Source organism: Mesorhizobium sp. ORS 3428 (assembly GCF_001854785.1).
In the GTDB taxonomy this organism is placed as follows: Bacteria; Pseudomonadota; Alphaproteobacteria; order Rhizobiales; family Rhizobiaceae; genus Mesorhizobium.
The window spans coordinates 26,223-51,927 of the sequence record NZ_MDFL01000057.1; the positions used below are offsets into that span (position 1 = coordinate 26,223).

Sequence of the window (25,705 nt, forward strand, 5' to 3'; positions counted from 1 at the left end):
TCCCCCCGCGCCGTGCGAAGGTCGGGAAATAAACGTCAGTCCATATGCGCCCCAGGCGCTCCACCCGCGGGCGCGGCCTTGGGCTTGCGCAGCAGGATCACGAACGGAACGGCAATCAGCGTCATCACCATCAGGAGTTTGAAGTCGTTGATGTAGGAGATCATCATCGCCTGGGCGTTGACCATTCGGTCGACCTGCGAAAGCGCTGTTGGATCGCCGCTCGCCGCTGCCGGCGAGGCGGCCCTCAGAACAGGATTGTAGGGATTGATGAAGGCTCCGAGCTCGCTGTGGTTAATCTGGGTGTTCTGCACCATGAGCGCCGAAACCACCGAAACGCCGATGGATGAGCCCAGATTGCGCACCAGGCTGAACAGCGAGGTGGCGTCGGTGCGGTAGCGCGCGTCGAGCGTGGCGAWGGCCACCGCCGACAGCGGCACGAACACCATGCCCATGCCGAGGCCCTGGACGATGCCCGAGGAGACGATCAGCCAGTTGTCCATCTGCGGCGTGAAGCTCGCCATCGTGTAGAGCGACTGCGCGGTGAGCAGGAAGCCGATGGCGACCAGGATGCGCGCGTCGACCCGGTGCATGATGCGGCCGACGACCAGCATCGAGATCATCGTGCCGACGCCGCGCGGTCCCATGACGACGCCGATGGTCACGGTCGGGTAGCTGAAGATGTTGGCAAGCATCGGCGGCAAGAGCGACATCGAGGCCAGGATCAGCACGCCCATGACGAAGATGAAGGCCAGCCCGGTCACGAAATTGCGGTCGAGGAAAATCTTGGGATCGATGAACGGGTGCTCGGCCGTCACCGTGTGGATGATGAACACCCAGAAGCCGGTGATCGACAGGCCGAGCTCAATCCAGATCTCGGTCGAGGAGAACCAGTCGACCTCGCCGCCGCGATCAAGCAAAAGCTGCAGCGCGCCGACGCCGAGCGAGATCATCGCGAAGCCGAAGAAATCGAAGCTGCGCGTGCGTTTGGCGATGGCGGGCAGATAGGCGGCCATGCCGAGGAAGGCCAGGATGCCGACCGGCAGGTTGATGAAGAACACCCAGCGCCAGTTGAAATTCTCGGTCAGCCAGCCGCCGAGCGTCGGCCCCAGGATTGGCCCGAGCATGATGCCGGCGCCCCAGATGGCCATCGCCTGGCCGTGGCGCTCCCTTGGATTGATGTCGAGCAGGAAGGTCTGCGAAAGCGGCACGATCGCGGCGCCGAACACGCCCTGCAGCAGGCGGAAAAGCACCATCGTCTCGAGGCTCCAGGCCATGCCGCAGAGCATGGAGAAGATGGTGAAGCCGACGACCGAAGCGAGGAACAGTTCCTTGCGGCCGAGCCGGTCGGCAAGCCAGCCGGTGACCGGCGTCATGATCGCCGCTGCCACAATGTAGGAGGTCAGCACCCAGTTGATGTTGTCGGGCGAGGCGCCAAGGTCGCCGGTCATGGTCGGCAGCGCGACGTTGGCGATCGTGGTGTCGAGCGCCTGCATGATCGTCGCCAGCATGAGCGCGACCGTGATCAGTCCGCGATGCGGCACTTCCTTGAAAGGTTCGGGCGTGCTCATGGTGGTGAACTTCCAGCAGGTAACAAAAACGTGTACTCACCGGTTTCCGGGCAGCAAGGCCTTTCGTCGAGAGACCTTCATCGCGGTGGGACGCGACTATCGATGTGGGGGTTCATCGACCGAAAATCTCTGTTCGAGCGGGATGCAAGCCGCCCGGAAACCTGAGGTCCGACGGGATCCGTGTCGAAAGCTTCGGCTGCGATCAAGCCGCCAGGCGGCTCGTTCTCAAACGCTCGGCTCTCCACTCCTCCCGTCAGACCAATCCCCTGCTCCAACTCTCTGTTTTTCGTCCTTACTGCGCGTGCTCGCCGGCCGTGGCGTGACCGAAGATCGACGGCAGGCCGCGGGCCACACCGGTATCGACGGTGACCGTCGCGCTCATGCCGGTGCGCAGCGCCATCTTGGCGTCGGGGTCGGTCAGCTCCAGGCGCACGGGGATGCGCTGGGTGACCTTGACCCAGTTGCCGGTGGCGTTCTGGGCGGGCAGCAGCGAGAACTCCGCGCCGGTGCCGGCGCCGATCGCCTTGACTGTCGCGTCGAAGGTCTTGCCGGGATAGGTGTCGACCACGATCTCGGCCTTCTGGCCCGGCTTCATGTTGGTGAGCTGGGTCTCCTTGAAATTGGCGTCGATCCAGGTGTCGCCGGTCTCGACCAGGGCAAACAGCGGCGTGCCGACGGCGACGTACTGGCCGACCTTGAAGGACGAGGCCTGGTAGACCACGCCATCGGCCGGCGCCTTCACCGTCGTCTGCGCGAGATCGTAGGCGGCCTTGTCGCGCGCGGCGAGCGCCGACATCACCGTCGGATGCTTGTCGGTCTCGATGTCGGGATTGYCGCCAAGTGCTGCCTTGGCGCTGGCGATGCCCTGCTGGGCAACCGCAAGCTGCTGCTTGGCCTTGTCGAGGTCGTTGCGAGCCTCGTCCAGCGACGACTTGGCGTTGATGCCCTTCTGGGCGAGATCGGCGGCGCGGTCATACTGCGACTGCGCGTATTCGACCTCGCTGCTGGCCGACTTTTCCTGCGCCATCGCCTGGTTGTAAGCGGCGCGCAGCTGCTCGACATTGAGGCGCGCGGCGGCAACCGCGGCGTCGGCCTGGGCGAGCGCGATGCGATAAGGCTCGGGGTCGATGGTAAAGAGCACGTCGCCCTTCTTCACCATCTGATTGTCGGCGATATCGACCTTGACGATACGGCCAGCCGTATCGGACGCGATCGAAATCCTGGCCTGCTGCAGGTTGGCGTTCTCGGTCTCCTGATAACGGCCACCCGTCACCCAGACATAAGAGCCACCGGCAAGCAGAGCCAGCGGCAGGGCGACCATCAAAAGGAAACGGCCTGTGCGGCGCTTCCTCTTCGGCGCGGGAGCCGGCTGBGGGGCAGGTGCTATCGAAACCGGGGCCGACGGCTGCGCGGGGGCTTCCATTTCGAGCTTGGTGACGTTCTCGTCTATCTTGGCTGCCGCGTTCATGCTGCTGCGCCTTCCTTATTCTTCATCTTTTCCAGGGACGACGCTTCGCCATCCGTCAAATTCTGCACGATCGTGTCCAGCGTCCGGATCAGCACGCGGCGATCCGCCGGCGACACGCCAGCAAGCGATTCCTCATAGACCTCTCCGGCAAGGCTCTTGACCTCGGCATAGGCGGCATTTGCCTTCTCGGTTGGGAAGATCATGCGCACACGGCGGTCGGCGGCGTCCTGGCGGCGCTCGATCCAGCCGCCCTCCTCCATCCTGTCGACCAGGCGAGAGACGCTGATCGGCTCAATCTCGAGGAGTTCGGCGAGCCGCGCCTGGGCGACGCCCGCCTCCTTGGCGACGCGGACCAGCAGCCGCCATTGCGCCGACGACAGGCCGAGCCCACTGGCGCGCGCCTCGAAGCGCTTGCGCATCAGGCGCTGCACGTCGTGGATCAAAAACCCCAATCTGTCGATGCCGTCCGAAACCATGAGCGGCATATATAATAAGCGTGCTTACTATTCAAGTGCCTGCTTTGTTCCAGAAGCTGGCAAACCGGCATGGCAGCCATGCGATACGCTCATGGTTAGCGATCGCTGAAGGCAAGGCTCGGGAAGGCTCAGGCGAGCCTGCCGAAATCCGGATCCGGCCCGGGCTTGAGCTCGAGCAGCCTGCCGACCACCATCCTGCCCAGCGGCTGGCGCAGCCTCAGGCGTTTCGCCTCGGCCATCTGCACTTCGAACGGCGCAGCGTGATTGCGCTGGAAGAACTCGAACATCCTGCGGCGCGCAAAGGCTTTTGTCCTGGTGGTGGAGAAGATGCTGAACTTGCCGGAAGACGGCACCACCTCGTGCTCTCTCTCCAGCGCCACGCCGAGGGCGAACTGTTCCAGCGTATGCGTGTCGATCTTGCCGAGCAATCCGCGGATGATGCGGTCGGCGCATTCGACGCTCTCCCGCATGTCCCGGTGCAGGCCCATGATGGCCGAACTCCAGAGCGGCGCGCTGGGCGACAGAACGAGCCCGTCCTCCGCGAACAGGTCCTTCGGCAGTCCGGCGAGGCTGTGGTAGCTCGACTTCGGTGATCTGTTCGCCGGCCCCTCGCTGCGGAACATAACCGCCCGCCCCGGCGTGACGCGGGCCATATCGACACGCGGATCACCGGTGAAGGCGATATCGCTGTCGATGTAGAGCACGCACTCGAAGCCGCGGCCCAGCACATCATACATGACGCGGTTCTTGATGCGGAACCAGTAGCGGCCCTCGAGCGACCAGTCGCCGATCTGCTGCGGCGAGATCGGCACGATCTCGAACGGATAGTTTCGGAACAACTCCGGACGATCGGTGTAGATCACGACCGGCGCGCCATCGCCCTTGTAGGCGCTGATCAGCAAGGCCGCGAAAATCGCGCTGTAGTGATAGCCAAGCCTGTCGCCATAGGCGACTACGACATAGGCCTCCGACGAACGCGTCTGGCCAGAGCTGCCATGGGCAGCACCAAGTACACTCACACTGTTTCCCATCAAAGCCACCCCTCGACCGCGCATCCGCCGCAATCGAGCTTCCGCCATCTTGCCGATACTGGAACGCCGCCAGCACCAAGAACCGGCCGTCACTAAAGCTTGGCTCAGACCACAGTCAAGGCCGCGCCGGCCGGTCAGGTTTGCGCAAGCATGACGCGCTCAACCTGCGGCGAAGTAATGACCAAATGGAGACCGCCCGTCCGCATGGAATATTTGCCGGCGACACCGTTTGATGCATAGTTGCGGCGGGCGCAAGGGGGATGAACGATGGTCGATATCTGGCAAGTGGGCATTGTGCCCGAACCGATCGGCAATGCGCTTGCCCCGCAGGGCCTGGACAAGAGCCGCGTCGTCTGGCTGCCGCCGCAGGGATCGTTCCGCTTCATCGCCGACCCGTTCGGGTTCTCCCATGGCGACCGCTTCACGGTGCTGGTCGAGGCTTATGACTATAGGATGAGGCGCGGCGAGATCCATTATTATGTCTACGACAGAAACTGGACGCTGCTGGAGCGCGGCGTGGCGCTCAAAGAGCGGTTCCATCTCTCCTATCCGTTCCTGATCCGGCAAGGCGAGGACATCTTCATGCTGCCGGAAGCCTACCGGAGCGGCCGGCTCACGCTTTACAAGGCGACCGATTTTCCGAGGGCGTGGCAGCCGGTCGCCGCGCTGCTCGACGAACCGGTGGTCGATGCGACCGTCTTTCGTCACCAGCAACGCTGGTGGATGCTCTACGCGCTGCATGGGCCGGAGGGTCGGGACACACGCGAGCTGCATGCTGCCTTCGCCGACAGCCTGACCGGCCCGTGGCGCAAGCATCCGCAAAATCCGGTGCGAACGGGCGGAGCGTCTTCGCGGCCCGCCGGCTCGCCCTTCGAGCATGGCGGCCACCTCTATTTTCCGACGCAGGACTGCATGGCGGGCTACGGCACCGCCGTCAGCCTGCTCAGGATTGACCGTCTGACGCCGGAGGAATTCTCGGCCGATATCGTCAAACGGCTGTCGTCCGAGGGCTGGCTCGACGGCTTCGACACCGGCCTGCACACATTGTCGGACGGTGGCGGCGTCACGCTGATCGACGTCCGGCGCGTCGAGCGCCCGCCGATGCGGCACCTGATCAAGCTGCAGTGCTGGCTGCGGCRCAGGCTTGAGGCAGCCCGTTACAGCAGGGCGCCAACCGTCTGAAATTCGCGGTGTATTAGCTCTACGCTGGCGCCGTTCCGCATCTTCATGGTACATCTAGTGCCGTGGATCGGGGGATCAGCACCATGCCGACGCTCTATGCGTTGAAGCCGGCTTTCCAGGACAGGCTGCGGCCGCTGGTCGGCAAGCTGGCTGCGATCGGCGTGACAGCCAATGGCATAACCATACTGGGGGTCCTGCTCTCCGCCGCGGCCGGAACGGCGGTCGCGGTCTTGCCCGACCGGCCTGCGCCGCTCCTTCTCATCCCCTTGGTGCTTTTCGTGCGCATGGCCCTCAACGCCATCGACGGCATGCTGGCGCGGGAGCACGGCCAGGCCTCGACGCTCGGCATGTATCTGAACGAGATCTGCGATGTCGTCGCGGACCTTGCCCTGGTCCTGCCGTTTGCCGCCTTTCCGCAGTTCGGCGCCTGGAGCGTTGTCGCCTTTGCCATCGCGGCGGTGCTCAGCGAGTTCGCCGGCGTGCTCGGCATCGCCGCCGGGATCGGGCGAAACTATGCCGGACCGTTCGGCAAGAGCGACAGGGCACTGGCGCTGGGTGCGGTCGCTGTGCTCACCGCTGCCGGGCTCTGGCCGGCGGCGATCGCGCCCTTCGTGTTTCCCGCCATGGCTTTGCTTTCGCTGCTGACCGCCATGAACCGGATACGCGCCGGCCTTATTGGCGGCGTCGGCTAAGCATCGAGGCTCGCCATGCCGCCCGGGGACACCGTCATGCTTCACGAACAGATCGCCGCCGCACCGGCGGACAGCCCTGCGCGGCAAGCGCAGGAGCGCAGCTTCCGCAGCCATGACGGCACGCAGATCTTCTACCGTTTCTGGCCGGCGGCATCGGCCGAGGTCAGGGGCGCGGTCGTGCTCTTCCATCGTGGGCACGAGCATGGCGGCCGCATGGCGCATCTCGTCGACGAACTGGGCATGCCCCATCACGCCTTCTACGCCTGGGATGCGCGCGGCAACGGCCGCTCGGAGGGCGAGCGCGGCTACGCGCCGTCCTTCGCAGCACTGGTGCGCGACATCGACTGCTTCATGCGCGAGATCGCCGCCAGAGACGGCTTTGCYGCCCAGGACATAGCCCTCATCGCGCAGTCCTTCGGCGCGGTGCTTGCGGCGGCATGGGTGCACGACTATGCGCCAAAACTGCGCGCCATGGTGCTCGCCTCGCCCGCCTTCTCGGTCAAGCTCTATGTCCCCTTCGCAAGGCAAGGCATCGCGCTGTGGCAGAAGATCAAGGGGCGCTTCTTCGTCAATTCCTACGTCAAGGCGAAGCTGCTGACCCACGATCCGGTGCACATCGCCTCCTTCGAAAACGACCCGCTGATCACAAGGCCGATCGCGTCGAACATCCTGGTCGAGCTCTACCAGCACGCGGCGCGCGTCGTCGCCGATGCCCGCGCCATCACCGTGCCGACGCAGCTTCTCTTGTCGGGCAGCGACTGGGTGGTGCGGCACGCGCCGCAGCACGCRTTCTTCGTCAATCTCGGCAGCCGCGTGAAGGAGCGCCATGTGCTGCCGGGCTTCTTCCACGACACGCTCGGCGAACGAGACCGCGAGAAGGCGTTCGACCTCATCCGGCCCTTCCTCGCAGGGCAGTTCCAGGCGCCGGCCGCCCCCGTCGACCTGAAGCAGGCGGATATTGCCGGCTACACTCGCGACGAGGCCGACCGGCTCGCCTCGCCGCCCGACATTCTGTCGCCCAAGGGCCTCTATTGGGCGATGAGCCGCGCCTCCATCCGCATCGGCAGCTGGTTCTCGCAAGGCATGAAGGTCGGCGTCGGCACCGGCTTCGATTCCGGCTCGACGCTGGATTATGTCTATGAGAATGCGGCGCGCGGCCTTGGGCCGATCGGCCGCGCGGTCGACCGCGTCTTCCTCGACGCCATCGGCTGGCGCGGCATTCGGCAGCGCAAGCTCAACCTGGAAGAGCTGATCGGCTCGTCACTGGCGGCGCTCAAGGCCGCGGGGCGCCCCGGCCATATCCTCGACATCGCCGCCGGCCACGGCCGGTATGTGCTGGACGCGATCGCCAAAAGCCCGGAGCAGCCGGCCAGCGTGCGCCTGCGGGACTATTCCGACCTCAATGTCGAGCTCGGCCGCAAGCTGATTGGCGAGCGCGGCTTGGCGGCGAGCGTCTCGTTCCAGCGCGCCGACGCCTTCGATGGCGACGGGCTCGCCGCGCTCGAGCCGGCGCCGGATCTCGCCATCGTCTCCGGCCTCTACGAGCTGTTCTCGGACAATGCGCTGATTGCCCGCTCGCTCGGCGGCCTTGCCCGCGCCATGCAGCCGGGCAGCCTGTTGATCTATACCAACCAGCCCTGGCATCCGCAGCTCGAGATGATCGCACGCAGCCTGACCTCGCATCGCGGCGGCCAGGCTTGGGTGATGCGGCGGCGCGCGCAGGGCGAGATGGACCAGTTGGTCGAGGCGGCCGGCTTCGAGAAGCTCGACCAGCGCATCGACCAGTGGGGCATCTTCACAGTCTCGCTGGCTAAGCGTGTTTAAATCAAGGGATAGAGCATGATGTCGTCCGAAAGCCGCTTCACACTTTTCGGCATCACGCTCTAGGACCGTCACCGCATGCCGACCGGTGCCGAGCCCTCTCAGCCGCCAGCCAGCCCACCAGCCGAGCCTTATGGGCGGATCGTGGCGAGAGCAGCGCTGTGGCTCGCCTTCCTCGCGCCGTTCTTCTATGCGACCTACGGCTTCGCCAACTGGCTGGCTTCGAGGCGCGATCATGTCGGCAGCATCGTGTTCTCCTGGGAACACCATGTTCCGTTCCTCGCCTGGACGATCGTGCCCTACTGGTCGATCAACCTGTTCTACGGGCTGTCGCTTCTGCTCAATGACGGCAGGCAGGGAGTCGACCGGCTGGCGGGCCGCTACCTCACGGCACAGATCGTCGCCGTCACCTGCTTCATCCTGTTTCCGCTGACCGCCACCTTCGTGCGGCCGCAAACCAGCGGCCTGCCCGGTTTCCTGTTTGCGGTGCTCGGCGGCTTCGACAAGCCGTTCAACCAGGCGCCCTCGCTGCATATCGCGCTGCTGGTGGTCGTCTGGGATCACTGGCGCCTGCGCCTCGGCGGAATCCTGCTGCCGCTCTGGCACGGCTGGTGCTTCCTGATCGGCGCCTCGGTGCTGACGACGTGGCAGCACCATTTCATCGACATCCCGACCGGCATGCTGCTCGGCGTGTTTGCGCTGTGGCTCTTTCCCGCCAAGGGCGAATTGCCATTCGCCGGCTTCCGCCTGACCACTGACGCCAAGGCACGGCGGCTTTCGCTGTGCTACGCGCTGGGCGCTGCCCTTGCTCTCGGCGCCGCCGCTGTCGGCGCCTTCTTTTCCGCCGTCGCGCTGGTTCTCCTGTGGCCAGCCCTGGCACTGGCCATCATTGCCTTCGCCTATGCCGGGGCCGGCGCGAAAGTGTTCCAGAAGACGGCGGACGGCCATGTGTCGCTGGCAAGCCGCGTGCTGTTTTGGCCCTACCGGCTTGGCGCCTGGGTCAATGTGCTGTTGTGGACGCGCAAGCTGCCGCCATTCGTCGCGATCGCCGACGGCGTCTTCCTCGGGCGTTTTCCCGCAACCGGCGAAGCCAACCGCTTCGGCACGGTGATCGACCTTGCCGCCGAGTTGGAGCGGCCGCGGCGCGTGACGGGCCGCTGGGCCAGCTTCGGCATGCTCGATCTGCTACCGCCGCCGGCGGACATGCTCGACCAGGYAGTGGCCGCGATCGAGCCGGCGCGCCGGCATGGCACCGTGCTGGTCTGCTGCGCGCTCGGCTTCCAGCGCAGCGCCACCGTCATCGCCGAATGGCTCATCGCGACCGGCCGCTCGCACACGCCTGCACAGGCGCGCAAGAGGCTTAGCGCGTCCGGCCGGCCGGTGTATCTCCAGATCGGACTGGACGGGCGGGCATGACCGACGACGCCTATAAGGAGCGGACAGGCCGCTTTGCCGCCATGCTGGTCAAGCAGGCGGCATGGCCGAGCGTCATCGTGCTCGCCTGCGATGGCTTCGCGCCTTTGGTCGTCGCGGCGCGTGGCGCCTTCCAGGCGCCGCTCGCCATCCTGGCGCTGCTAGTTGCGGCCGCGAGCGGCGTCGCGGTGCTCGTGCTTTCGGCGCTTCTCATCTTCGACGCGCTGCTGTTCCGGCTGATGGCGACGCATGGCGATGAGGGTGCGGGAGGCGCCGCTGTCGACGACGTGCTGTCACGCATGCGGCTGAAGCCTGCCCCACCCGTCCCGCGCCCGCTCGACGAACGCATGGCCGGAACCCGGCGCCTGCTCGGCCGGCAGCGCATGGCCTTCGCCGTCTTTGCGGTCGCGTTCCTCATGGCCGGTTACTGGATGCCCGGATGAGCACGCTTGCGCACAGGAGCTTCGGCCTGCTGCAGACAGTGACCTCCGTCAGCCTTTCGGCGCTGGCCTGGGCGGTGACCGGCGTGCGCCCGATCTGGAGCGGCAGCCAGCCGTCGGACCGGCAGCGCATCTATTTCGCCAATCACACCAGCCACGGCGATTTCATCCTGCTGTCGGCTTGCCTCAGCGAGAAGGAGCGCGCCGTCACGCATGCGGTGGCCGCCGCCGACTATTGGGGAAAGTCGCGGCTGCGCCGCTTCATCGCCGAGGACATGCTGTCCTCGGTGCTGATCAAAAGGCAATGGACGAGCCCCGAGGAGAACCCGATCTCGATCATGCTTTCGGTTCTCGACCGGGGCCACTCGCTGATCATCTTTCCGGAAGGCACGCGCAATATGACCGATGAGCTGCTGCCCTTCCGCTCGGGGCTCTACAATCTGTCGATGGCGCGGCCGGACGTCGAATTGATCCCGTGCTGGATCGAGAACATGTCGCGCGTGCTGCCCAAGGGCGAGTTCCTGCCGGTGCCGCTGCTCTGCCGCGTCGTCTTCGGCCCGCCGGTATCAGTGGCGCCGGGCGAGGAGCGCCGCGCCTTTCTCGAGCGCGCCCGCGCCGCGCTGCTTGCGCTCAATCCGCGGCCCGCACGAGACGATTGATGCGCCACGAAATCAGCATCCTGATCATCGGCCTTTTCGTGGTGCTGACCACCGCCAGCGCCGTTGCCGCCATCCTTTCGGCGCGCGCGCCGAAGCCGCTGAACGCAACGCTTGTCAACCTCACCCAGCGCATCAATGCCTGGTGGGTGATGGTGGCGCTGATGACGGTCGCCTTCTTCTTCGGCCGCTACGGCATGACCATCCTGTTCGCGCTGATCTCTTTCGCGGCGCTGCGCGAGTTCGTCACGCTCACCCACAGCCGCCGCAGCGATCATTGGGTGCTGCTCGGCATGTTCGGCATCGTCATTCCGTTCCAGTACTGGCTGGTCTGGACGGCCTGGTATGGGATGTTCGTCATTTTCATCCCCGTCTACTGCTTCCTTCTGATGCCGGCGATCACGGCGCTGCATGGCGACACCGAACGCTTCCTGGAGCGCGTCTCGGCGCAGCAGTGGGCGATCATGATTTCGGTCTACTGCGTCAGCCATGTCCCTGCCCTRCTCACGCTCAACGTGCCGGGTTTCGAGGGCCGCAACCTTCTGCTCATCGCCTTCCTGATCATTGTCGTGCAGGGCAGCGACGTGCTGCAGTACATCTTCGGCAAGCTGTTCGGGAAACACCGCTTCTCGCCGACCGTCTCGCCGTCGAAGACCTGGGAAGGCCTGATCGGCGGGGTTGTCGCGTCGAGCCTGCTGGGCGCGCTGCTCTCGTTCATCACGCCCTTTTCGCCGCTACAGGCTTCGGCCGTCGCCTTCGTCGCCTGCACGATGGGCTTCCTCGGCGGGCTCGTCGCCTCGGCAATCAAGCGCGACCAGGGCGTCAAGGATTGGGGGCATCTGATCGAGGGCCATGGCGGCATGCTCGACCGCACCGACAGCCTGGTCTTCGCCGCGCCGATCTTCTTCCACGCCGTGCGCTATTTCTGGACGGTCTGAGCGCCGCCACGCCCGGTCGCTCAACTGCCATTATTGCCCACTGCACAATTTCGATCAAACTGGCCGTCGGCGCGGTGGCTAGTGTCGCCCCGCCAAATGCGAGGGCCCATGAACCCGACCGAGAAAGCGCTGTGGTTTGTCGAAAGCCATCTGCCGGAAGCGATTTCGCTCGACGATGTCGCGGCAAGCAGCGGCGTGTCGCGCTTCCATGTGACGCGCGCCTTTGGTGCGGCCACCGGACGGTCGGTCATGGGCTATATGCGGGCGCGCCGGCTCAGCGAAGCGGCGCGCAAGCTTGCCGGCGGCGCGCCCGACATCCTGGCCGTCGCGCTCGATGCCGGCTACGGCTCGCATGAGGCTTTCACGCGGGCCTTCCGCGACCAGTTCGGCACCACGCCGGAACTGGTGCGCGCCGAGGGCTCGACCAAGAACCTCGATCTTGTGGAGCCGATCCTGATGGACCAGTCCTTTCTCGACAACCTTGAGCCGCCGCGCTTCGAGACCAGCCGGCCCTTCCTCATCGCCGGACTCGGCGAGCGCTACAGCTGCGAGACCAGCGCCGGCATACCGATGCAGTGGCAGCGCTTCGGCCCCTATATCGGCCACATCCCGGGCGAGATTGCCGGCGTCGCCTACGGCGTCTGCGTCAATGGCGACGATGCCGGCAATTTCGACTATATCGCCGGCGTCGAGGTGTCGGACTTTTCCGAGCTGCCGAAGGAATTCTTCCGCGTGCGCGTGCCGGCGCAGAAATACGCCGTGTTCTCGCATCGCCAGCACATCTCGACCATCCGCCGCACCGTCAACACGATCTGGAACAAGTGGCTGCCGGACTCCGGCCACGAGATCGCCGACGCGCCGGATTTCGAGCGCTACGGCCCCGAATTCGATCCGCGCAGCGGCAATGGCGGGCTGGAGATCTGGGTGCCTATCGCAGGCTGAGACGCACGCGCTCTGCCAAGATTCGGGTCAGGCCGAGTCGAAAATGGTGGCTCCCGAGAACCGGAGCGGAGCGTACTTGGAGTACGTGAGCACCGGAAGCGCAGGAAGCCGCCATTTGCAGGCCGGCCTCACCCGAATCTTGGGCAGAGCTAAAGCTCCAGATTCCAGGTCTGGCCTACCAGATCCTTGCCGAAGGAATGGTGGGGCTCCTCCTCGACCAGCTTGAAGCCCGCCGCCTGGTAGATGCGGCGGGCCGAGCCCAGTATGTCGTTGGTCCACAGCGTCAGCGTCCTGTAGCCCTTGGCGCGCGAGAAGGCGATGCACTCGTCGACCAGCCGCCGGCCGATGCCGAGCCCGCGCGCCGAGGGCTCGACATAGAGCAGCCGCAGCTTCGCAACCTTGGYYGACTTGCGCATGACGAAGACCGAGCCGACCACTTCGCCTTCGCGCTCGGCGATCCAGCTGCGCTCCGATTTCGGATCGAACTTCTTGACGAACTCGCCGAGGATCTCGGCCACCAGCGCCTCGTAGGTTTCATCCCAGCCATATTCCTGCGCGTAGAGCAGGCCCTGGCGATGCGTGATCCAGCCGATATCGCCGACCTGCAGCGGCCGCAGGATATAGGGCACCTTGGGTTCGGGCTTGTCGCCGAGCAGGTCCTGCACGGTGCGCATGGCCTTGACCAGCCGCTCCTGGTCTGCCGGCGCAAGGCGATCGAGCAGCGCGCGCACCTGCTCATGCGAATCCTGGTTGAGCGGCGCGAACGCCTCCCGGCCCGCCTGTGTGAGGGCAATCGAAGAGCGCCGCGCATCCGCTTCGATCGTCGCGCGCTCGACCAAGCCGCGCTCCTCGAATTTCTTCAGCAGGCGGCTCACATAGCCCGCGTCGAGGCCAAGGTCGCGCACCAGGTCGCTGGCGACAAGTCCGTCGCGATGGGCGAGCTCGTAGAGCACGCGTGCCTCGGTTAGCGAAAAGGCGCTTTTCAGCCAGACTTCGTCGAGCACGCCGATCTGGCGGGTGTAGTAGCGATTGAAGGCACGCACCGCCTCGATGCGCTCCTTGCCGGGATGATCGTGGATGGTCATGGGAGGTCCTCCTGCCTTGGACAGGATCAAGCATTTAGTTGACGGAGTCAACAAATATGACGAGCGGCTACTACACAACTTCGTCATTGTAGGGTCTGCACGCGTCCTCCTTGCTTCGCTCCAGGAGACGACCGAGCGGACCGCTGCATCCTGCACGCCACCCTTGGCCGTCTCACCCCCTCTCCAGCTTCGGCCCCAATATCTCCACCAGCCAGTCGACGAACACCCTCACCCTTGGCGACAGCTGGCGGCTGCGCGGATAGAGCACTGAGATCGGCGTCGCGGTCGGCGGGAAGTCGGGTAGCACCTCGACCAGCCGGCCGGCCGCGATATCGTCCGCATAGCGAAGCCTGGGCGCCTGGAACAGGCCGAAGCCCAGCCGCACCAGCGCCGCGCTGGTGTCGGAATTGGCGACCGTGACCCGCGAAGGCAGGACGATCTCGCGGATCTTGCCGTCGACGGTGAATTCCAGCGGCATCACCTGTCCGGTGCGGGAGGAGATGAAGCCGATCATCATGTGACCGGCAAGGTCGTCCGGCGTGCGCGGCACGCCGTGCCGTTCGAGATAGGCGGGGCTCGCGACCGTGATCTCGCGCGCGATGCCGAGACGGCGCACGATCATGTCGCTGTCGGGAAGTGTGCCCGCCCGGATGACGCAATCGACGCCCTCGCGCACCAGATCGACGAGGCGGTCCCCTTCGCCGATATGCACTGTCAGGCCCGGATATCTGGCGAGCAGCGCCGGCAGTTCCGGCAAAAGGAAGGTGCGCGCCATGTGGCCGTTGACGTCGACGCTGAGCCTTCCGCGCACCTCATGCGCGCCGAAGCCGCCCTCGGCGTCCTCGATGGCGGCCAGGATGCCGGTGCAGCGCTGGTAATAGGCTTCGCCGTCGAGCGTCGTCGTGACGTGTCTTGTTGTGCGCCTGAGCAACTGCACGCCGAGCCGCTCCTCCAACTGCTTGATCGCCGCGGTCGCGCTGGAGCGCGGCAGGCCGAGGTCTGCGGCGGCCGCGGTGAAGCTTCGCCTTTCCACGACGCGGGTGAAGAGCCGCATGCTGTCGAACCTGTCCATCGGCAATTGTTCGCATAGCCTGAATAGTGTTGGCAATCCTTGCGGGATTATTTCGGATGGTCAGTCGATTATATGGACCTCCGTCACCAAGAAGGAGATCCCATCATGGCCACTCGCCCCATCGCTCTCATCACCGGCGGCAGCCGCGGCCTCGGCCGCAACACCGCGCTCAACCTCGCCCGCAAGGGCGTCGACGTCGTCCTCACCTATCGCTCGCGCGCCGACGAGGCGGGAGCGGCCGTCGCCGAGATCGAGGBGGCCGGCGGCCGTGCCACAGCACTCGAACTCGACACCGGCGCCGTCGCCAGCTTTCCGGCTTTCGTCGCAGCCTTGAAGAAGACGTTGCAGGAGACCTGGCAGCGCGAGCGTTTCGACTATCTCGTCAACAATGCCGGCACCGGCCTGCGCAAGCCGATCGCCGAGACGACGGAGGAGGAATTCGACACGCTTCTGAACATCCATCTCAAGGGCGTGTTCTTCCTCACCCAGGCACTGTTGCCGCTGATCAACGACGGCGGCCGCATCATCAACGTGTCGAGCGGGCTGGCGCGCTTCGCGGTCCCGGGATCGGCCGCCTATGCGATGATGAAGGGCGGCGTCGAGGTGTTCACGCGCTACCTCGCCAAGGAACTTGGCCAGCGCGGCATCACCGCCAATACCGTGGCGCCGGGCGCCATCGCCACCGACTTCAACGGCGGCCGTGTGCGCGACGACGCCGAGACCAATCGCGTCGTGGCCGGGATGACGGCGCTCGGCCGCGCAGGCGTTGCCGACGACATCGGGCCGATGATCACCTCGCTGCTTTCGGAGGACAATCGCTGGGTCAATGCCCAGCGCATCGAGGTCTCGGGCGGCATGAATATCTGAGCGGCACCTCGGGGATTCCAGAAAGCGCGCGGCACCGCCGCGCACTTTTGGGCGGGTGCATCAGGCGACCTGACGCATCAGGCCCTCGAAGCCGTCGGCCAGATGCGAAGCGCCGGCCGCGAACATCCTCACCAGATTTTTGGGGCGTCCCGGCGTTTTGTTGGCATCAAGGAGGATTGCCCTGCCCTCATGCATGACGAAATCGAACTTGCCGTAGTCGAAGCCGAGTTCGCGTCGCCTTTCGYGCATTTCGTCAGGAACAGGCACAGGCTCGCGCCGGATGGTTTCCGATGCCTTGACCAAGCTGTTTGGCGATACGTATCGGGTGCAACGCTCGCGCTCTCCGCAAAACACCMAGAAGCGCGCCGCAAAGCCGTCGCGGTCCCTTTCGGGGATGAATTTTTCCACGACCAGGTCGTCGCGCTCGAGGATCTGCTCCGGGACCTCCCCCAGGGATTCATAAACCTCATAACGCTGCAGGGTCGGCATGTCCGGAAACGGCGGCGGTTTGCCGGCCCGCATCGCACGCCGGTTCAGCAGCGCCTCCGGAATGCCCAGGTTGTTGAGGTTGCTCTTGACGATGACCGGGCCCTGYCAGGCCTCGCCGCGGCTGACCAGCGCGCCGCTGACGCGCCGTTTCGAAATGTCGGCCGCCCCGATATTGAGGCAGAACGGGAAGCTCCGCGCATAGTCGACATAGTCGGCGGAGGCGGTTGTCGCATCGACATGCAGAACCGCAATGTCGGCGTCATGCCTCGCCGACAGTCCCTGCTGAATCCGGATCGAATGGCCGCGCCTTTTCAATTCTGCGAGGATGTCGAAAAGCAGGTAGGGGCTTTTCCTGCGCAACAGCAGGTCACGCTTGCTGAGAAAACAGTCATACTCGTGCGTAATAACGACCACGCGCGCCACATTTACCCCCCTTGGCTTCCCCAATCACTTAAATTACTCACTCATATCAGGACACACTGATGTCAAGCTGCCCGGTGCGGTCGCTCCAGACCTTCCTTCGATAAATCTGCATGACAAATCATTGGGATAACTATCATCGTCACTGGAAGTTGCTGGAGGCGCCGCTGCGGCCGACGCCTGAGACAGTGTCCATTTTCGAGCGCGAACTCGATCCGGCCGAAGCGGATGTTCTGCTGCTGGGCGTTACTCCGGAGCTTGCCGATCTCGGCAGGACGATGCTGGCCGTCGATGGCTCCGCCGCGATGGTTTYCGGCGTATGGCCGGGCGACAGCGCCCGCCGCAGGGCGATAACCGGGAACTGGCTGAACCTTCCGCTCGGCCCCGCCAGCGTCGGCGCCGTCATCGGCGACGGCTGCTTGACGGTCGTCGATTCCGCCCGCGTCCGCCATGGCCTTCTCGGCGAGATCGCCAGGGTGCTGAAGCCGGGGGGACGGGCGGCGATCCGTGTTTTCGCCGGCCCCGAAAGCTTCGAGGATTTGCCGTGCATCAGGGCCCAGGCCCTGGCCGGCGAGATCGGGAATTTCCACGCGCTCAAATGGCGCATCGCGATGGCATGCGCGTCGAACGACGGCGATCGCGCCATAAAGGTGCAGGCAATACGCGACAATTTCGACGAGACTTTCCCCGATCGCGCAACGCTTGCAGCGGCGACCGGATGGAGCATGGCCTCCATCAACACAATCGATGTCTATGCAGGTTCCGACACGACCTATTGCTTCGCCACGCTGGCCATGCTGGTCGACGAGGCGAGAGGCTGGTTCGGCGAGGTTCGCGTCGTGCCGAGCGGCTCCTATCCGCTCGCCGAGCGATGCCCGTTGCTGGTGCTGCAATCGCCCCGGCACTGAAGCTGACGGGCAAGATTCCTCGCCGGCATCCCACCCGCAACGGGCGCATTCCCGACCGGGAAATCATGCGGGAAAAATTTCGCGCGATTGCCCCCTCTCGCGCGCCTTGACTCTCGCAATTGGCCAGCCTATTTCAGCGCCACGTTAGCACTCGCCATAGGTGAGTGCTAACTCATATCCGGCGGCCTCGCCGGATGGAGGAACAGTTCTCACCGTTCTCATCGAGGAAGAAAACATGGCAAAGTCCAAGTTCCGCCCGCTTCATGACCGCGTGGTCGTTCGCCGGGTTGAATCCGAATCCAAGACCGCCGGCGGGATCATCATCCCGGATACGGCGAAGGAGAAGCCGCAGGAAGGCGAGATCATCGCTGTCGGCTCGGGCGCTCGCGACGAAAGCGGCAAGCTGGTTCCGCTGGACGTCAAGGCCGGCGACCGCGTCCTGTTCGGCAAGTGGTCGGGCACTGAAGTCAAGCTCAATGGCGAGGACCTTCTGATCATGAAGGAATCCGACATCATGGGCATCATCGGCTGATCAAAGGCATCCCCACCAACTGAGTTTCCGGGCTCTTCCCGAGCCCCTGTCAGGAGCTAACAATGGCTGCAAAAGACGTAAAATTCTCCCGCGATGCCCGTGAGCGCATGCTGCGCGGTGTCAACATCCTCGCCGACGCGGTGAAGGTGACGCTCGGTCCGAAGGGCCGCAACGTCGTCATCGACAAGTCGTTCGGCGCCCCGCGCATCACCAAGGACGGCGTCACCGTCGCCAAGGAGATCGAGCTCGAGGACAAGTTCGAGAACATGGGCGCGCAGATGGTGCGCGAGGTCGCCTCGAAGACCAACGACATCGCCGGCGACGGCACCACGACCGCGACCGTTCTCGCCCAGGCGATCGTCCAGGAAGGCAACAAGGCGGTTGCCGCCGGCATGAACCCGATGGATCTCAAGCGCGGCATCGACCTCGCCGTCGGTGAGGTTGTCTCGGCTCTGGTCAAGGCCTCCAAGAAGATCAAGACCTCCGAGGAAGTCGCCCAGGTCGGCACGATCTCGGCCAATGGCGACGAGTCGGTCGGCAAGATGATCGCGGAAGCGATGCAGAAGGTCGGCAACGAAGGCGTCATCACCGTCGAGGAAGCCAAGACCGCCGAGACCGAGCTGGAAGTCGTCGAAGGCATGCAGTTCGACCGCGGCTATCTCTCGCCCTACTTCGTCACCAACGCCGACAAGATGGTCGCCGAGCTGGAAGACGCCTACATTCTGCTGCACGAGAAGAAGCTCTCCAACCTGCAGGCCATGCTGCCGGTCCTGGAAGCCGTCGTTCAGACCTCGAAGCCGCTGCTCATCATCTCGGAAGACGTCGAAGGCGAGGCTCTGGCCACGCTGGTCGTCAACAAGCTGCGCGGCGGCCTGAAGATCGCCGCCGTCAAGGCTCCGGGCTTCGGTGACCGCCGCAAGGCCATGCTGGAAGACATCGCCATCCTCACCGGTGGCCAGGTCATCTCGGAAGACCTCGGCATCAAGCTCGAGAATGTCGGCCTCAACATGCTCGGCCGCGCCAAGAAGGTGTCGATCTCCAAGGAGAACACCACCATCGTCGACGGCGCCGGCAAGAAGGCCGAGATCCAGGGCCGCGTCGCCCAGATCAAGCAGCAGATCGAGGAGACCACCTCGGACTACGACAAGGAGAAGCTGCAGGAGCGTCTGGCCAAGCTCGCGGGCGGCGTCGCGGTGATCCGCGTCGGCGGCGCGACCGAGGTCGAGGTCAAGGAAAAGAAGGACCGCGTTGACGACGCGCTGAACGCGACCCGCGCGGCCGTGGAAGAAGGCATCGTCCCCGGCGGCGGCGTCGCGCTGCTGCGCGCTTCCAACGCCGTCAAGGCCACCGGCGTCAATGCCGACCAGGCCGCGGGCATCGCCATCGTCCGTCGCGCGCTGCAGGCTCCGGCCCGCCAGATCGCGGCCAACGCCGGTGCTGAAGCCTCGATCGTCGCCGGCAAGATCCTCGAGAACAAGGCTGCGACCTACGGCTTCAACGCCCAGACCGGCGAGTATGGCGACATGATCGCCATGGGCATCGTCGACCCGGTCAAGGTCGTGCGCACCGCTCTCCAGGACGCGGCCTCGGTCGCCGGCCTGCTCGTCACCACCGAAGCCATGATCGCCGAGGCTCCGAAGAAGGAAGCCGCCGGCGGTATGCCGGGCGGCATGCCCGGCGGCGGCATGGGCGGCATGGGCGGCATGGATTTCTAAGGAAATCCATAAGCACGCCCATCGACTAACAATGCTCAAGCCCGCAAGCGGGCTTGAGTGGCGGCATGGATTTCTAATCCAGGCTACCTGGCTAATGCATACGGAAAGGGCGCCGAAAGGCGCCCTTTTTGCTTGGCAGCTGCAGTCAGTCTCTAAAGGCGGGCAGAGCTTCGTGCCGCTGTGGTTGGCGAAAGCCTGCGCGACAGCCAATCTCCCCTCTAATGGAGATGCGTGAAGGATCGCGCCCAGGATCAAGGTTCCTCGCCCCCATGAAATGGGGGAGAGGTGGTTCGGCGAAGCCGAGACGGAGAGGGGGAGCGCCCTGCGAAGGCCCCCTCTCCGTCCGCTTCGCGGCCACCTCTCCCCCGCCTTTGGCGGGGGCGAGGAACCCAAGCCTTCAGATGCCGGCGGGACAGCACCCCCCTCTGGCCTGCCGGCCATCTCCCCCTCAAGGAGGGAGATCAGCTGCATCCACGTGCCCCGCGATCTTGCCGGAACGCACCGCCGCATCAACCAGCGCCACCACCTCGTCGGCCACGGCAGCGAGCGGCGTGCGGTCGCGGGTGGCGCGGGCGATCACCATTAGGCCTTCGAGTGAGGATTCGACCAGCAGCGCCAGCGCCTGCGCGCGGCGCTCGGCCACCCCTGCCCTGACGAAGGCCTGGCGCAGCAGGCCGATCCACTGTTCGAAGGCCGAGCGGCAGATTTCGGCAAGGTCCGGCACATCGTTCGGCGCGTCGAGCACCACCGGCGCGATCGGGCAGCCGAGCGTGAATTGGTTCTCCTCAAGCATCTGCGCCACCGACTGGTAGATGCGGCGGACGGCGACGGCCGGGTCGCTTTCAGCGGCGAGGTCGGCGCCCAGCCGCTCCGTCACCCTAGCCACACTGTCGCGCGTCACCTCGATGACCAGCTGCTCCTTGCCGCCGGGAAAGTGGAAATAGAGCGAGCCGCGCGGTGCGCCGCTGGCGCTCAAGATGTCGTTCAGCGAGGTGCCGTGATAGCCGCGTTGCCGGATGAGCAGCGCCGTCGCCTCGATCATACGGGTGCGTGTGTCCGTCGCCACGTCTCTCACACCATGTCAACCTCTGTCAGGAGCCAGCATTATAGGTCTTGCGGCCAATATGACAATCGGTCTACATAATATGTAAATCGGTCTACATATCGGGAGACAACAATGCGGCGCTATCGGCTTGAAGGATTTGGCGGCATCGAGAAGCTGGCGATGCGCGAGGAAGCGGTGCCGCAACCCGGCCCGCATCAGATTGTGGTGCGGGTGCGCGCCACCTCGCYCAACCGCCGCGACACGATGATCCTCAACGGCACCTATCCGCTGACGCCGCGGCCAGGCATCGTCCCGCTGAGCGACGGCGCCGGCGAAGTGGTGGCGACCGGCGATGCGGTCACGCGCTTTGCCGTCGGCGACCGCGTCACCGGCAGCTATTTCGCGCGCTGGGTCGACGGCCGCATGCATCCAGCCGTCGTCGACCAGCTCGGCTGCACGCTGGACGGCATGCTCGGCGAATATGCCCTGCTCGACGAGCAATGGGCGGTACGGCTACCCGGCCATCTCTCATGGCACGAGGCCGCGACCTTCAGCTGTGCCGGGCTGACCGCCTGGAGCGCGCTGCCGGGTGCCGAGATTCCGAAGCCCGGCCAATGGGTTCTCACCATCGGCTCAGGCGGCGTCGCGATCTTTGCCTTGCAGTTCGCCGAGCTCRCCGGCTGCCGCGTGGCGGCCGTCACCTCGCGGGCGCAGAAGGCCGAAAGGCTGCGGGCGCTCGGCGCCGACCTCGTCTTCGCAACCGCCGAGACGCCGGAATGGGGCATGAAGCTGCGCGAGGCGACCGGCGGCATCGATCTCGTCGTCGAGACCGGCGGCCCGGCGACCTTCGCGCAATCGCTGACCGCCAGCACGCTTTACGGGCGCATCGTGCTGCTCACTGTCCAGGACCAGCATGGCAAGTCCGTCGAAATCCCCGGCGCCGTCTACCAGCGCAGCCTCGTCACCATCGGCCGCCTCTTCGTCGGCAGCCGGAGCGCGCTGGAGGCGATGCTTGCCGCCGTCGGCACCCATCGGCTGAAGCCGGTCATCGACCGAATCTTCCCGTTCGCCGAGGCGCGCGAGGCCTACCGCCATTTCCAGCAGGGCGACGTCTTCGGCAAGGTCGTCATCGACGGCGCGTGAACCCCGCATCCCACCAACCAAAGGAGAGACGGCAATGACAATTCGCGAATCCTCGGCCGAATGGCAGGGCACGCTCAAGGAAGGATCGGGCCGCCTGCGGCTCGGCAGCGGCGTGTTCGAGGGCGCCTATTCCTTCCCTTCCCGCTTCGAAAACGGATCCGGCACCAATCCGGAAGAACTGATCGCGGCCGCGCATGCCGGCTGCTTCTCGATGGCGCTGAGCGCCATCCTCGGCCGCGAAGGCTACACCCCCGCGCACATCCGCACGACCGCGAAGGTGCATCTCGGCRCCACCACGGCCGGACCGACGATCACCCGCATCGAGCTGGAAACCGAGGCCAGCGTCGCCGGGCTGGCTGCGGACGATTTCGAGCAACTGGCGCAGTCGGCCAAGGCGACCTGCCTCGTCTCGCGTGCGCTGACAGGCGTCGCCACCATCACGCTGAAGGCCAGCCTCGTCGACGCCGCCGCCAATCATTGAAGGAGGAACGATGCAATGACCCAGGAACTCATCATCGACATCGCCACGGCCAGACGCTCCACTGAGACCGCCGAAATCATCCGGCGCTACAATGACGTCTTCCAGCGCCACGATCCCGCCGCGCTCGACGAGCTGGTGGCGGAGGACTGCGTGATCGAGAACACCACGCCGGCGCCGGACGGCGCCCGCCGTAGCGGCAAGGCCGCCTGCGTCGAGCTGTGGTCGGCGATCGCGACCGGTCCCGGCACGCGCTTCGATATCGAGGAGACGTTTGTTGCCGGCGACCGCGCGACGATCCGTTGGCGCTTCTGGATGGCCGACGGCAATTCGCTGCGCGGCGTCAACCTGATGCGCATCGCGGACGGGCGGATTGTCGAGGCGATGGGCTATGTAAAGGGATAGGGCCTGGCGCGAAAAAGTCGCGCTCAGGCCCCGCCCGGAATCCCCCCGCCAAGGTCAGGATTCCGGGCTAGTCGAAGTTATCGCGAGACCCTGTTGAGCTTCACGTAAGTCCTGGGACTGCGCTGGATGGTCTGGAAGATCACGCAGTAACGGTCCGTGAGTTCGAGAAGCTCTGTCAGCTGGCTTTGCGGAACGTCCGTCTCGATGTCGAACCGCAGGCGGATCTCCTTGAAGCCGACCGGCACGCCTTTGGTGACACCCAGCGTGCCGCGAAGATCGACATCGCCTTCGGCGGAGATTTCGGCCGACTTGATCGGGATTTCGAGGACGGCGGCAGCCGCCCGCATCGAGACGCCGGCGCAAGCGATCAGCGCCTCCAGCAACATGTCGCCGGAGCAGAGCTCCTGCCCGCTGCCGCCTGCTTTCGGGTGGATGCCCGCCAGCGCAAGGCCGCGCCCGGTCTCGACCTTGCAGGTCACCTTGGCGTCGTCGGCGCGGCCCTTGGCCTTCAGCGTAAGAAGTGCCGCCCGCGCATCCTTGCGATATAGATCCTTGATCGGCTCCTGCGTGGCGCGAAAAGTCGTGATGTCCATGCATATTCTCCTGTCGTGAGATCGGGTTCGTGGAGATCGCGTGTCATCGCCGCCCCTACTCCGGCACGGCCACGCCCGAGCCGCCGAGCTCGGCCGGAAAGTCCTTCAGCTTCGGCAATCCGTCCTTCATCGGCAGGACGGTCTCGGCGTAGTTGACATGGACCCCCGGTGTGAATTCCAGCGTCGGGATCGTGGCGGCATAGACGTCGACCAGGCCGAGCGGCGGATGGTCCGTCATCAGATGGCCGCCGCATTTGGTGCAATACTGGCGGTCGCTCGTCTCGGATTTCCTGAAGCCGGACAGGAACTCCGCGCCCTTGGTGACCTTGACGTTCTGCGGCTTCCACAGCGTGAACGCATTCACGGGCGACGCCGACCACGAACGGCAGGAACTGCAATGGCAATAGCCCATCGCCTCGGCGGTTCCGTGCACTTCGATTTCCACGGCGCCGCAAAAACAGCGGCCCTTATGTACCGTCATGACTTGCATCCTTATCTTCACGTTCGACCGCGCCCGGCACCTGTCTGAGGCACCGCACAAGCGCCGGGCCCGGGTTTAAAGCTTCCGGCGACGAACGGAATGACGCGGCGTCCGCCTCACTTGACAGCGCGTCCGGAACTCGAAAGGGATTGTCGCCCGGGTTGCCGCGCAGCTCACGGGACATGGGTGGAATGGCCGGGGACGCTCTGTCTGACCTCTTGAAAACGGTGCGTCTCACCGGCGCGACGTTTTTCGACATCAAGGCCCAGGACCCATGGGCCGTCTGCTCGCCCGCCCCATCCGCCATATTGCCGAAGATCCTTCCCGGCGCGGATCACCTGATTTCCTATCACGTGCTGACCACCGGCCGTTGCTTCGCCCGCATCGTCGGCAGGGAGGCGATCGTCGTGGAGGCGGGCGAAGTCGTCGTCTTCACCAGGAGTGACCCGCATATCATGTCGAGCAATCCCGACCTGCGGGCCGATCCGCCGACGGCGGACGTGCTGGAGATCGCCGCCGCCGGTCAGAAGCCGTACCACATCAACTATATCAGCGACGGAACGATCTCGGCCGGGCTGGTCTGCGGCTATCTTGCCTGCGATGCCTTGCCGTTCAACCCGCTGCTCGAAGCCCTGCCGCCGGTCATCAAGGCCGGAGACGCCAAAGGCGATGCCGGCTGGCTCGGCCAGTTCATCAAGCTGGCGGTGTCGGAGGTGGCGCACAAACGTGCGGGCAGCGAGACGGTGCTCACCAAGCTCAGCGAACTGATGTTCGTCGACGTCCTGCGCCGCTATGTGGAATCGCTGCCGCCGCAACAGACCGGCTGGCTGGCGGGCCTGCGCGATCCGCATCTGAGCAGGGCGCTAGCGCTGATCCACGACCGGCCGGCGCACCACTGGACGATCGAATCCTTGGCAAGGGAATGCGCGCTGTCGCGCACGGTGCTTGCGGAGCGCTTTGCGAGGCTCATCGGAATCCCGCCGATGCACTATCTCGCGAAATGGCGGATGCAGATCGCCTCGGAGCTGCTCAGCACCGGCAACAGCAACATCGCGAATATCGCGGCGGAGATCGGCTACGAGTCCGAGGCGGCGTTCAGCCGCGCCTTCAAGAAGATGATCGGTGTTCCGCCCTCGGCCTGGCGCCTTGGCGTACGGGCGCCGGGTTCCGGAAGCGGCGAAGCTTCCGGAACCGGAGGCGCAGACTGAGCTAGCGATCCGCCAGCGCCAGCTTGGCGCCGAGCATGACGAAGGCGCCGGCGAAGGTGCGGCGCATCCAGGTCAGCACCATCGGCCGCGACACGACATGGCTGCGGATCGAGGCCGCGAACACGCCGTAGACGACAAAGACGAGGAAGGTCATCAGCATGAAGACGCCGGAGAGCTCCAGCATCTTGGGCAGCGCGTGCGCCTCGGTGGTGCTGACGAATTGCGGCAGGAAGGCAAAGAAGAAGATCGACAGCTTCGGGTTCAGGATGTTGATCAGGATTCCGGAAGTGATGACCTTGGCCGCCGAGCGCGGCGCGACGTTCTCGTCGACGCTCAGGCCGCCCTTCTCCTTCAGCGTGTTCCAGGCCATGTAGAGCAGATAGGCGACGCCGAGATATTTCAGCGTCTCGAAGGCGACGGCGCTGGTGTGCAGCACCGCGGCAAGGCCGGTGATGGCGGCCGCCATATGCGGGATGATGCCCAGCGTGCAGCCGAAAGCGGCGATGATCGAGGCCCGCGCGCCGCGCGAAAGGCCAGCGCTCAGCGTGTAGAGAACGCCGGTGCCGGGCGAGGCCACGACAATCAGCGACGTCAACAGGAATTCGATGCTCAAGGTTTCCTCCACGGCCCTACCCGG

General features: G+C 65.2%; 27 protein-coding genes. 16 read left to right on the plus strand and 11 right to left on the minus strand.

Annotated elements, in window-relative coordinates:
• Positions 1–35: 35 nt before the first annotated feature.
• The 4 genes from ORS3428_RS06800 to ORS3428_RS06815 all read right to left on the minus strand — a co-directional run bounded on the left by ORS3428_RS06800 (position 36) and on the right by ORS3428_RS06815 (position 4,531).
• Positions 36–1,568, minus strand: a complete 1,533-nt coding sequence (locus tag ORS3428_RS06800) for a DHA2 family efflux MFS transporter permease subunit (RefSeq protein WP_071095782.1) — start codon at positions 1,566–1,568, stop codon at positions 36–38.
• A gap of 292 nt (positions 1,569–1,860) precedes the next feature.
• Positions 1,861–3,036: an HlyD family secretion protein gene (locus ORS3428_RS06805; RefSeq protein ID WP_071095784.1), complete on the minus strand. Its 1,176-nt coding sequence runs from the start codon at positions 3,034–3,036 to the stop codon at positions 1,861–1,863.
• On the minus strand, positions 3,033–3,512 hold the full coding sequence (locus ORS3428_RS06810) for a MarR family winged helix-turn-helix transcriptional regulator (protein WP_071096070.1): 480 nt from the start codon (positions 3,510–3,512) through the stop codon (positions 3,033–3,035). The genes ORS3428_RS06805 and ORS3428_RS06810 overlap by 4 nt, the downstream gene beginning before the upstream one ends.
• Positions 3,513–3,640: 128 nt before the next feature.
• Positions 3,641–4,531, minus strand: a complete 891-nt coding sequence (locus ORS3428_RS06815; RefSeq protein ID WP_131802853.1) for a hypothetical protein — start codon at positions 4,529–4,531, stop codon at positions 3,641–3,643.
• 279 nt (positions 4,532–4,810) lie between these two features.
• On the opposite strand from ORS3428_RS06815, the gene ORS3428_RS06820 reads away from it, so the two are divergent.
• The 8 genes from ORS3428_RS06820 (at position 4,811) to ORS3428_RS06855 (ending at position 12,627) form a co-directional block, all read left to right on the plus strand.
• The gene (locus ORS3428_RS06820) at positions 4,811–5,725 is read left to right on the plus strand and encodes a glucosamine inositolphosphorylceramide transferase family protein (protein WP_071095788.1); all 915 of its coding nucleotides are present in this window, start codon (positions 4,811–4,813) and stop codon (positions 5,723–5,725) included.
• A gap of 83 nt (positions 5,726–5,808) precedes the next feature.
• Positions 5,809–6,417 (plus strand): CDP-alcohol phosphatidyltransferase family protein, encoded by a 609-nt coding sequence (locus tag ORS3428_RS06825; protein ID WP_071095790.1) that lies wholly within the window; start codon positions 5,809–5,811, stop codon positions 6,415–6,417.
• A gap of 36 nt (positions 6,418–6,453) precedes the next feature.
• Positions 6,454–8,241: a bifunctional alpha/beta hydrolase/class I SAM-dependent methyltransferase gene (locus ORS3428_RS06830; protein ID WP_071096073.1), complete on the plus strand. Its 1,788-nt coding sequence runs from the start codon at positions 6,454–6,456 to the stop codon at positions 8,239–8,241.
• A gap of 75 nt (positions 8,242–8,316) precedes the next feature.
• A complete protein-coding gene (locus tag ORS3428_RS06835; RefSeq protein WP_083355028.1) occupies positions 8,317–9,654 on the plus strand; it encodes a phosphatase PAP2/dual specificity phosphatase family protein in 1,338 nt (445 codons plus the stop codon).
• Positions 9,651–10,094, plus strand: a complete 444-nt coding sequence (locus ORS3428_RS06840) for a hypothetical protein (protein ID WP_071095792.1) — start codon at positions 9,651–9,653, stop codon at positions 10,092–10,094. The genes ORS3428_RS06835 and ORS3428_RS06840 overlap by 4 nt, the downstream gene beginning before the upstream one ends.
• Complete coding sequence (locus ORS3428_RS06845; RefSeq protein WP_071095794.1) at positions 10,091–10,750, plus strand: lysophospholipid acyltransferase family protein; 660 nt, start codon at positions 10,091–10,093, stop codon at positions 10,748–10,750. Before ORS3428_RS06840 ends, ORS3428_RS06845 begins: the two co-directional genes overlap by 4 nt.
• Complete coding sequence (locus ORS3428_RS06850) at positions 10,750–11,685, plus strand: phosphatidate cytidylyltransferase (RefSeq protein ID WP_071095797.1); 936 nt, start codon at positions 10,750–10,752, stop codon at positions 11,683–11,685. Before ORS3428_RS06845 ends, ORS3428_RS06850 begins: the two co-directional genes overlap by 1 nt.
• Before the next feature lie 108 nt (positions 11,686–11,793).
• On the plus strand, positions 11,794–12,627 hold the full coding sequence (locus tag ORS3428_RS06855) for an AraC family transcriptional regulator (protein ID WP_071095800.1): 834 nt from the start codon (positions 11,794–11,796) through the stop codon (positions 12,625–12,627).
• Positions 12,628–12,776: 149 nt separating this feature from the next.
• Here ORS3428_RS06855 and ORS3428_RS06860 read toward each other — a convergent pair whose 3' ends face one another.
• On the minus strand, positions 12,777–13,712 hold the full coding sequence (locus ORS3428_RS06860) for a bifunctional helix-turn-helix transcriptional regulator/GNAT family N-acetyltransferase (RefSeq protein WP_071095802.1): 936 nt from the start codon (positions 13,710–13,712) through the stop codon (positions 12,777–12,779).
• Between the two features lie 172 nt (positions 13,713–13,884).
• Positions 13,885–14,784, minus strand: a complete 900-nt coding sequence (locus tag ORS3428_RS06865; RefSeq protein WP_071095804.1) for a LysR family transcriptional regulator — start codon at positions 14,782–14,784, stop codon at positions 13,885–13,887.
• Positions 14,785–14,889: 105 nt separating this feature from the next.
• Here ORS3428_RS06865 and ORS3428_RS06870 point away from each other — a divergent pair, with 105 nt between their 5' ends.
• Complete coding sequence (locus ORS3428_RS06870; protein ID WP_071096078.1) at positions 14,890–15,651, plus strand: SDR family NAD(P)-dependent oxidoreductase; 762 nt, start codon at positions 14,890–14,892, stop codon at positions 15,649–15,651.
• A gap of 60 nt (positions 15,652–15,711) precedes the next feature.
• On the opposite strand, the gene ORS3428_RS06875 is transcribed toward ORS3428_RS06870, so the two are convergent.
• Positions 15,712–16,563, minus strand: a complete 852-nt coding sequence (locus tag ORS3428_RS06875; RefSeq protein ID WP_071095805.1) for a hypothetical protein — start codon at positions 16,561–16,563, stop codon at positions 15,712–15,714.
• A gap of 110 nt (positions 16,564–16,673) precedes the next feature.
• Here ORS3428_RS06875 and ORS3428_RS06880 point away from each other — a divergent pair, with 110 nt between their 5' ends.
• The 3 genes from ORS3428_RS06880 to groL all read left to right on the plus strand — a co-directional run bounded on the left by ORS3428_RS06880 (position 16,674) and on the right by groL (position 19,715).
• Positions 16,674–17,468 carry a class I SAM-dependent methyltransferase gene (locus tag ORS3428_RS06880; RefSeq protein WP_071095806.1) on the plus strand — a complete coding sequence of 265 codons (795 nt, stop codon included), beginning with the start codon at positions 16,674–16,676 and terminating at the stop codon, positions 17,466–17,468.
• A 235-nt stretch (positions 17,469–17,703) separates the two neighbouring features.
• Positions 17,704–18,000, plus strand: coding sequence for a co-chaperone GroES (gene groES, locus ORS3428_RS06885; RefSeq protein WP_040975262.1), 297 nt, complete (start codon positions 17,704–17,706; stop codon positions 17,998–18,000).
• Between the two features lie 62 nt (positions 18,001–18,062).
• Entirely contained in the window at positions 18,063–19,715 is a 1,653-nt protein-coding gene (gene groL / locus ORS3428_RS06890; RefSeq protein WP_071095807.1) for a chaperonin GroEL, read from the plus strand.
• A 448-nt stretch (positions 19,716–20,163) separates the two neighbouring features.
• Here the strand turns inward: groL and ORS3428_RS06900 are convergent, their stop codons facing one another.
• Positions 20,164–20,781, minus strand: a complete 618-nt coding sequence (locus ORS3428_RS06900; protein WP_071095811.1) for a TetR/AcrR family transcriptional regulator — start codon at positions 20,779–20,781, stop codon at positions 20,164–20,166.
• A gap of 111 nt (positions 20,782–20,892) precedes the next feature.
• Between ORS3428_RS06900 and ORS3428_RS06905 the strand changes: the two genes are divergently transcribed.
• From ORS3428_RS06905 to ORS3428_RS06915, 3 genes are read left to right on the plus strand one after another with little or no spacing between them, the layout of a single operon-like run.
• Positions 20,893–21,903: a zinc-dependent alcohol dehydrogenase family protein gene (locus tag ORS3428_RS06905; protein WP_071095813.1), complete on the plus strand. Its 1,011-nt coding sequence runs from the start codon at positions 20,893–20,895 to the stop codon at positions 21,901–21,903.
• Between the two features lie 34 nt (positions 21,904–21,937).
• Entirely contained in the window at positions 21,938–22,384 is a 447-nt protein-coding gene (locus tag ORS3428_RS06910) for an OsmC family protein (RefSeq protein ID WP_071095815.1), read from the plus strand.
• 15 nt (positions 22,385–22,399) lie between these two features.
• Positions 22,400–22,786, plus strand: coding sequence for a nuclear transport factor 2 family protein (locus tag ORS3428_RS06915; RefSeq protein WP_071095817.1), 387 nt, complete (start codon positions 22,400–22,402; stop codon positions 22,784–22,786).
• 77 nt (positions 22,787–22,863) lie between these two features.
• On the opposite strand, the gene ORS3428_RS06920 is transcribed toward ORS3428_RS06915, so the two are convergent.
• Positions 22,864–23,379, minus strand: coding sequence for an OsmC family protein (locus ORS3428_RS06920; RefSeq protein ID WP_071095819.1), 516 nt, complete (start codon positions 23,377–23,379; stop codon positions 22,864–22,866).
• A gap of 55 nt (positions 23,380–23,434) precedes the next feature.
• On the minus strand, positions 23,435–23,860 hold the full coding sequence (locus tag ORS3428_RS06925; RefSeq protein WP_071095821.1) for a GFA family protein: 426 nt from the start codon (positions 23,858–23,860) through the stop codon (positions 23,435–23,437).
• Between the two features lie 191 nt (positions 23,861–24,051).
• On the opposite strand from ORS3428_RS06925, the gene ORS3428_RS06930 reads away from it, so the two are divergent.
• Positions 24,052–25,068: an AraC family transcriptional regulator gene (locus ORS3428_RS06930; protein WP_071095823.1), complete on the plus strand. Its 1,017-nt coding sequence runs from the start codon at positions 24,052–24,054 to the stop codon at positions 25,066–25,068.
• A gap of 1 nt (position 25,069) precedes the next feature.
• Here the strand turns inward: ORS3428_RS06930 and ORS3428_RS06935 are convergent, their stop codons facing one another.
• Positions 25,070–25,681, minus strand: coding sequence for a LysE family translocator (locus tag ORS3428_RS06935; protein WP_071096080.1), 612 nt, complete (start codon positions 25,679–25,681; stop codon positions 25,070–25,072).
• Between the last annotated feature and the right edge of the window lie 24 nt (positions 25,682–25,705).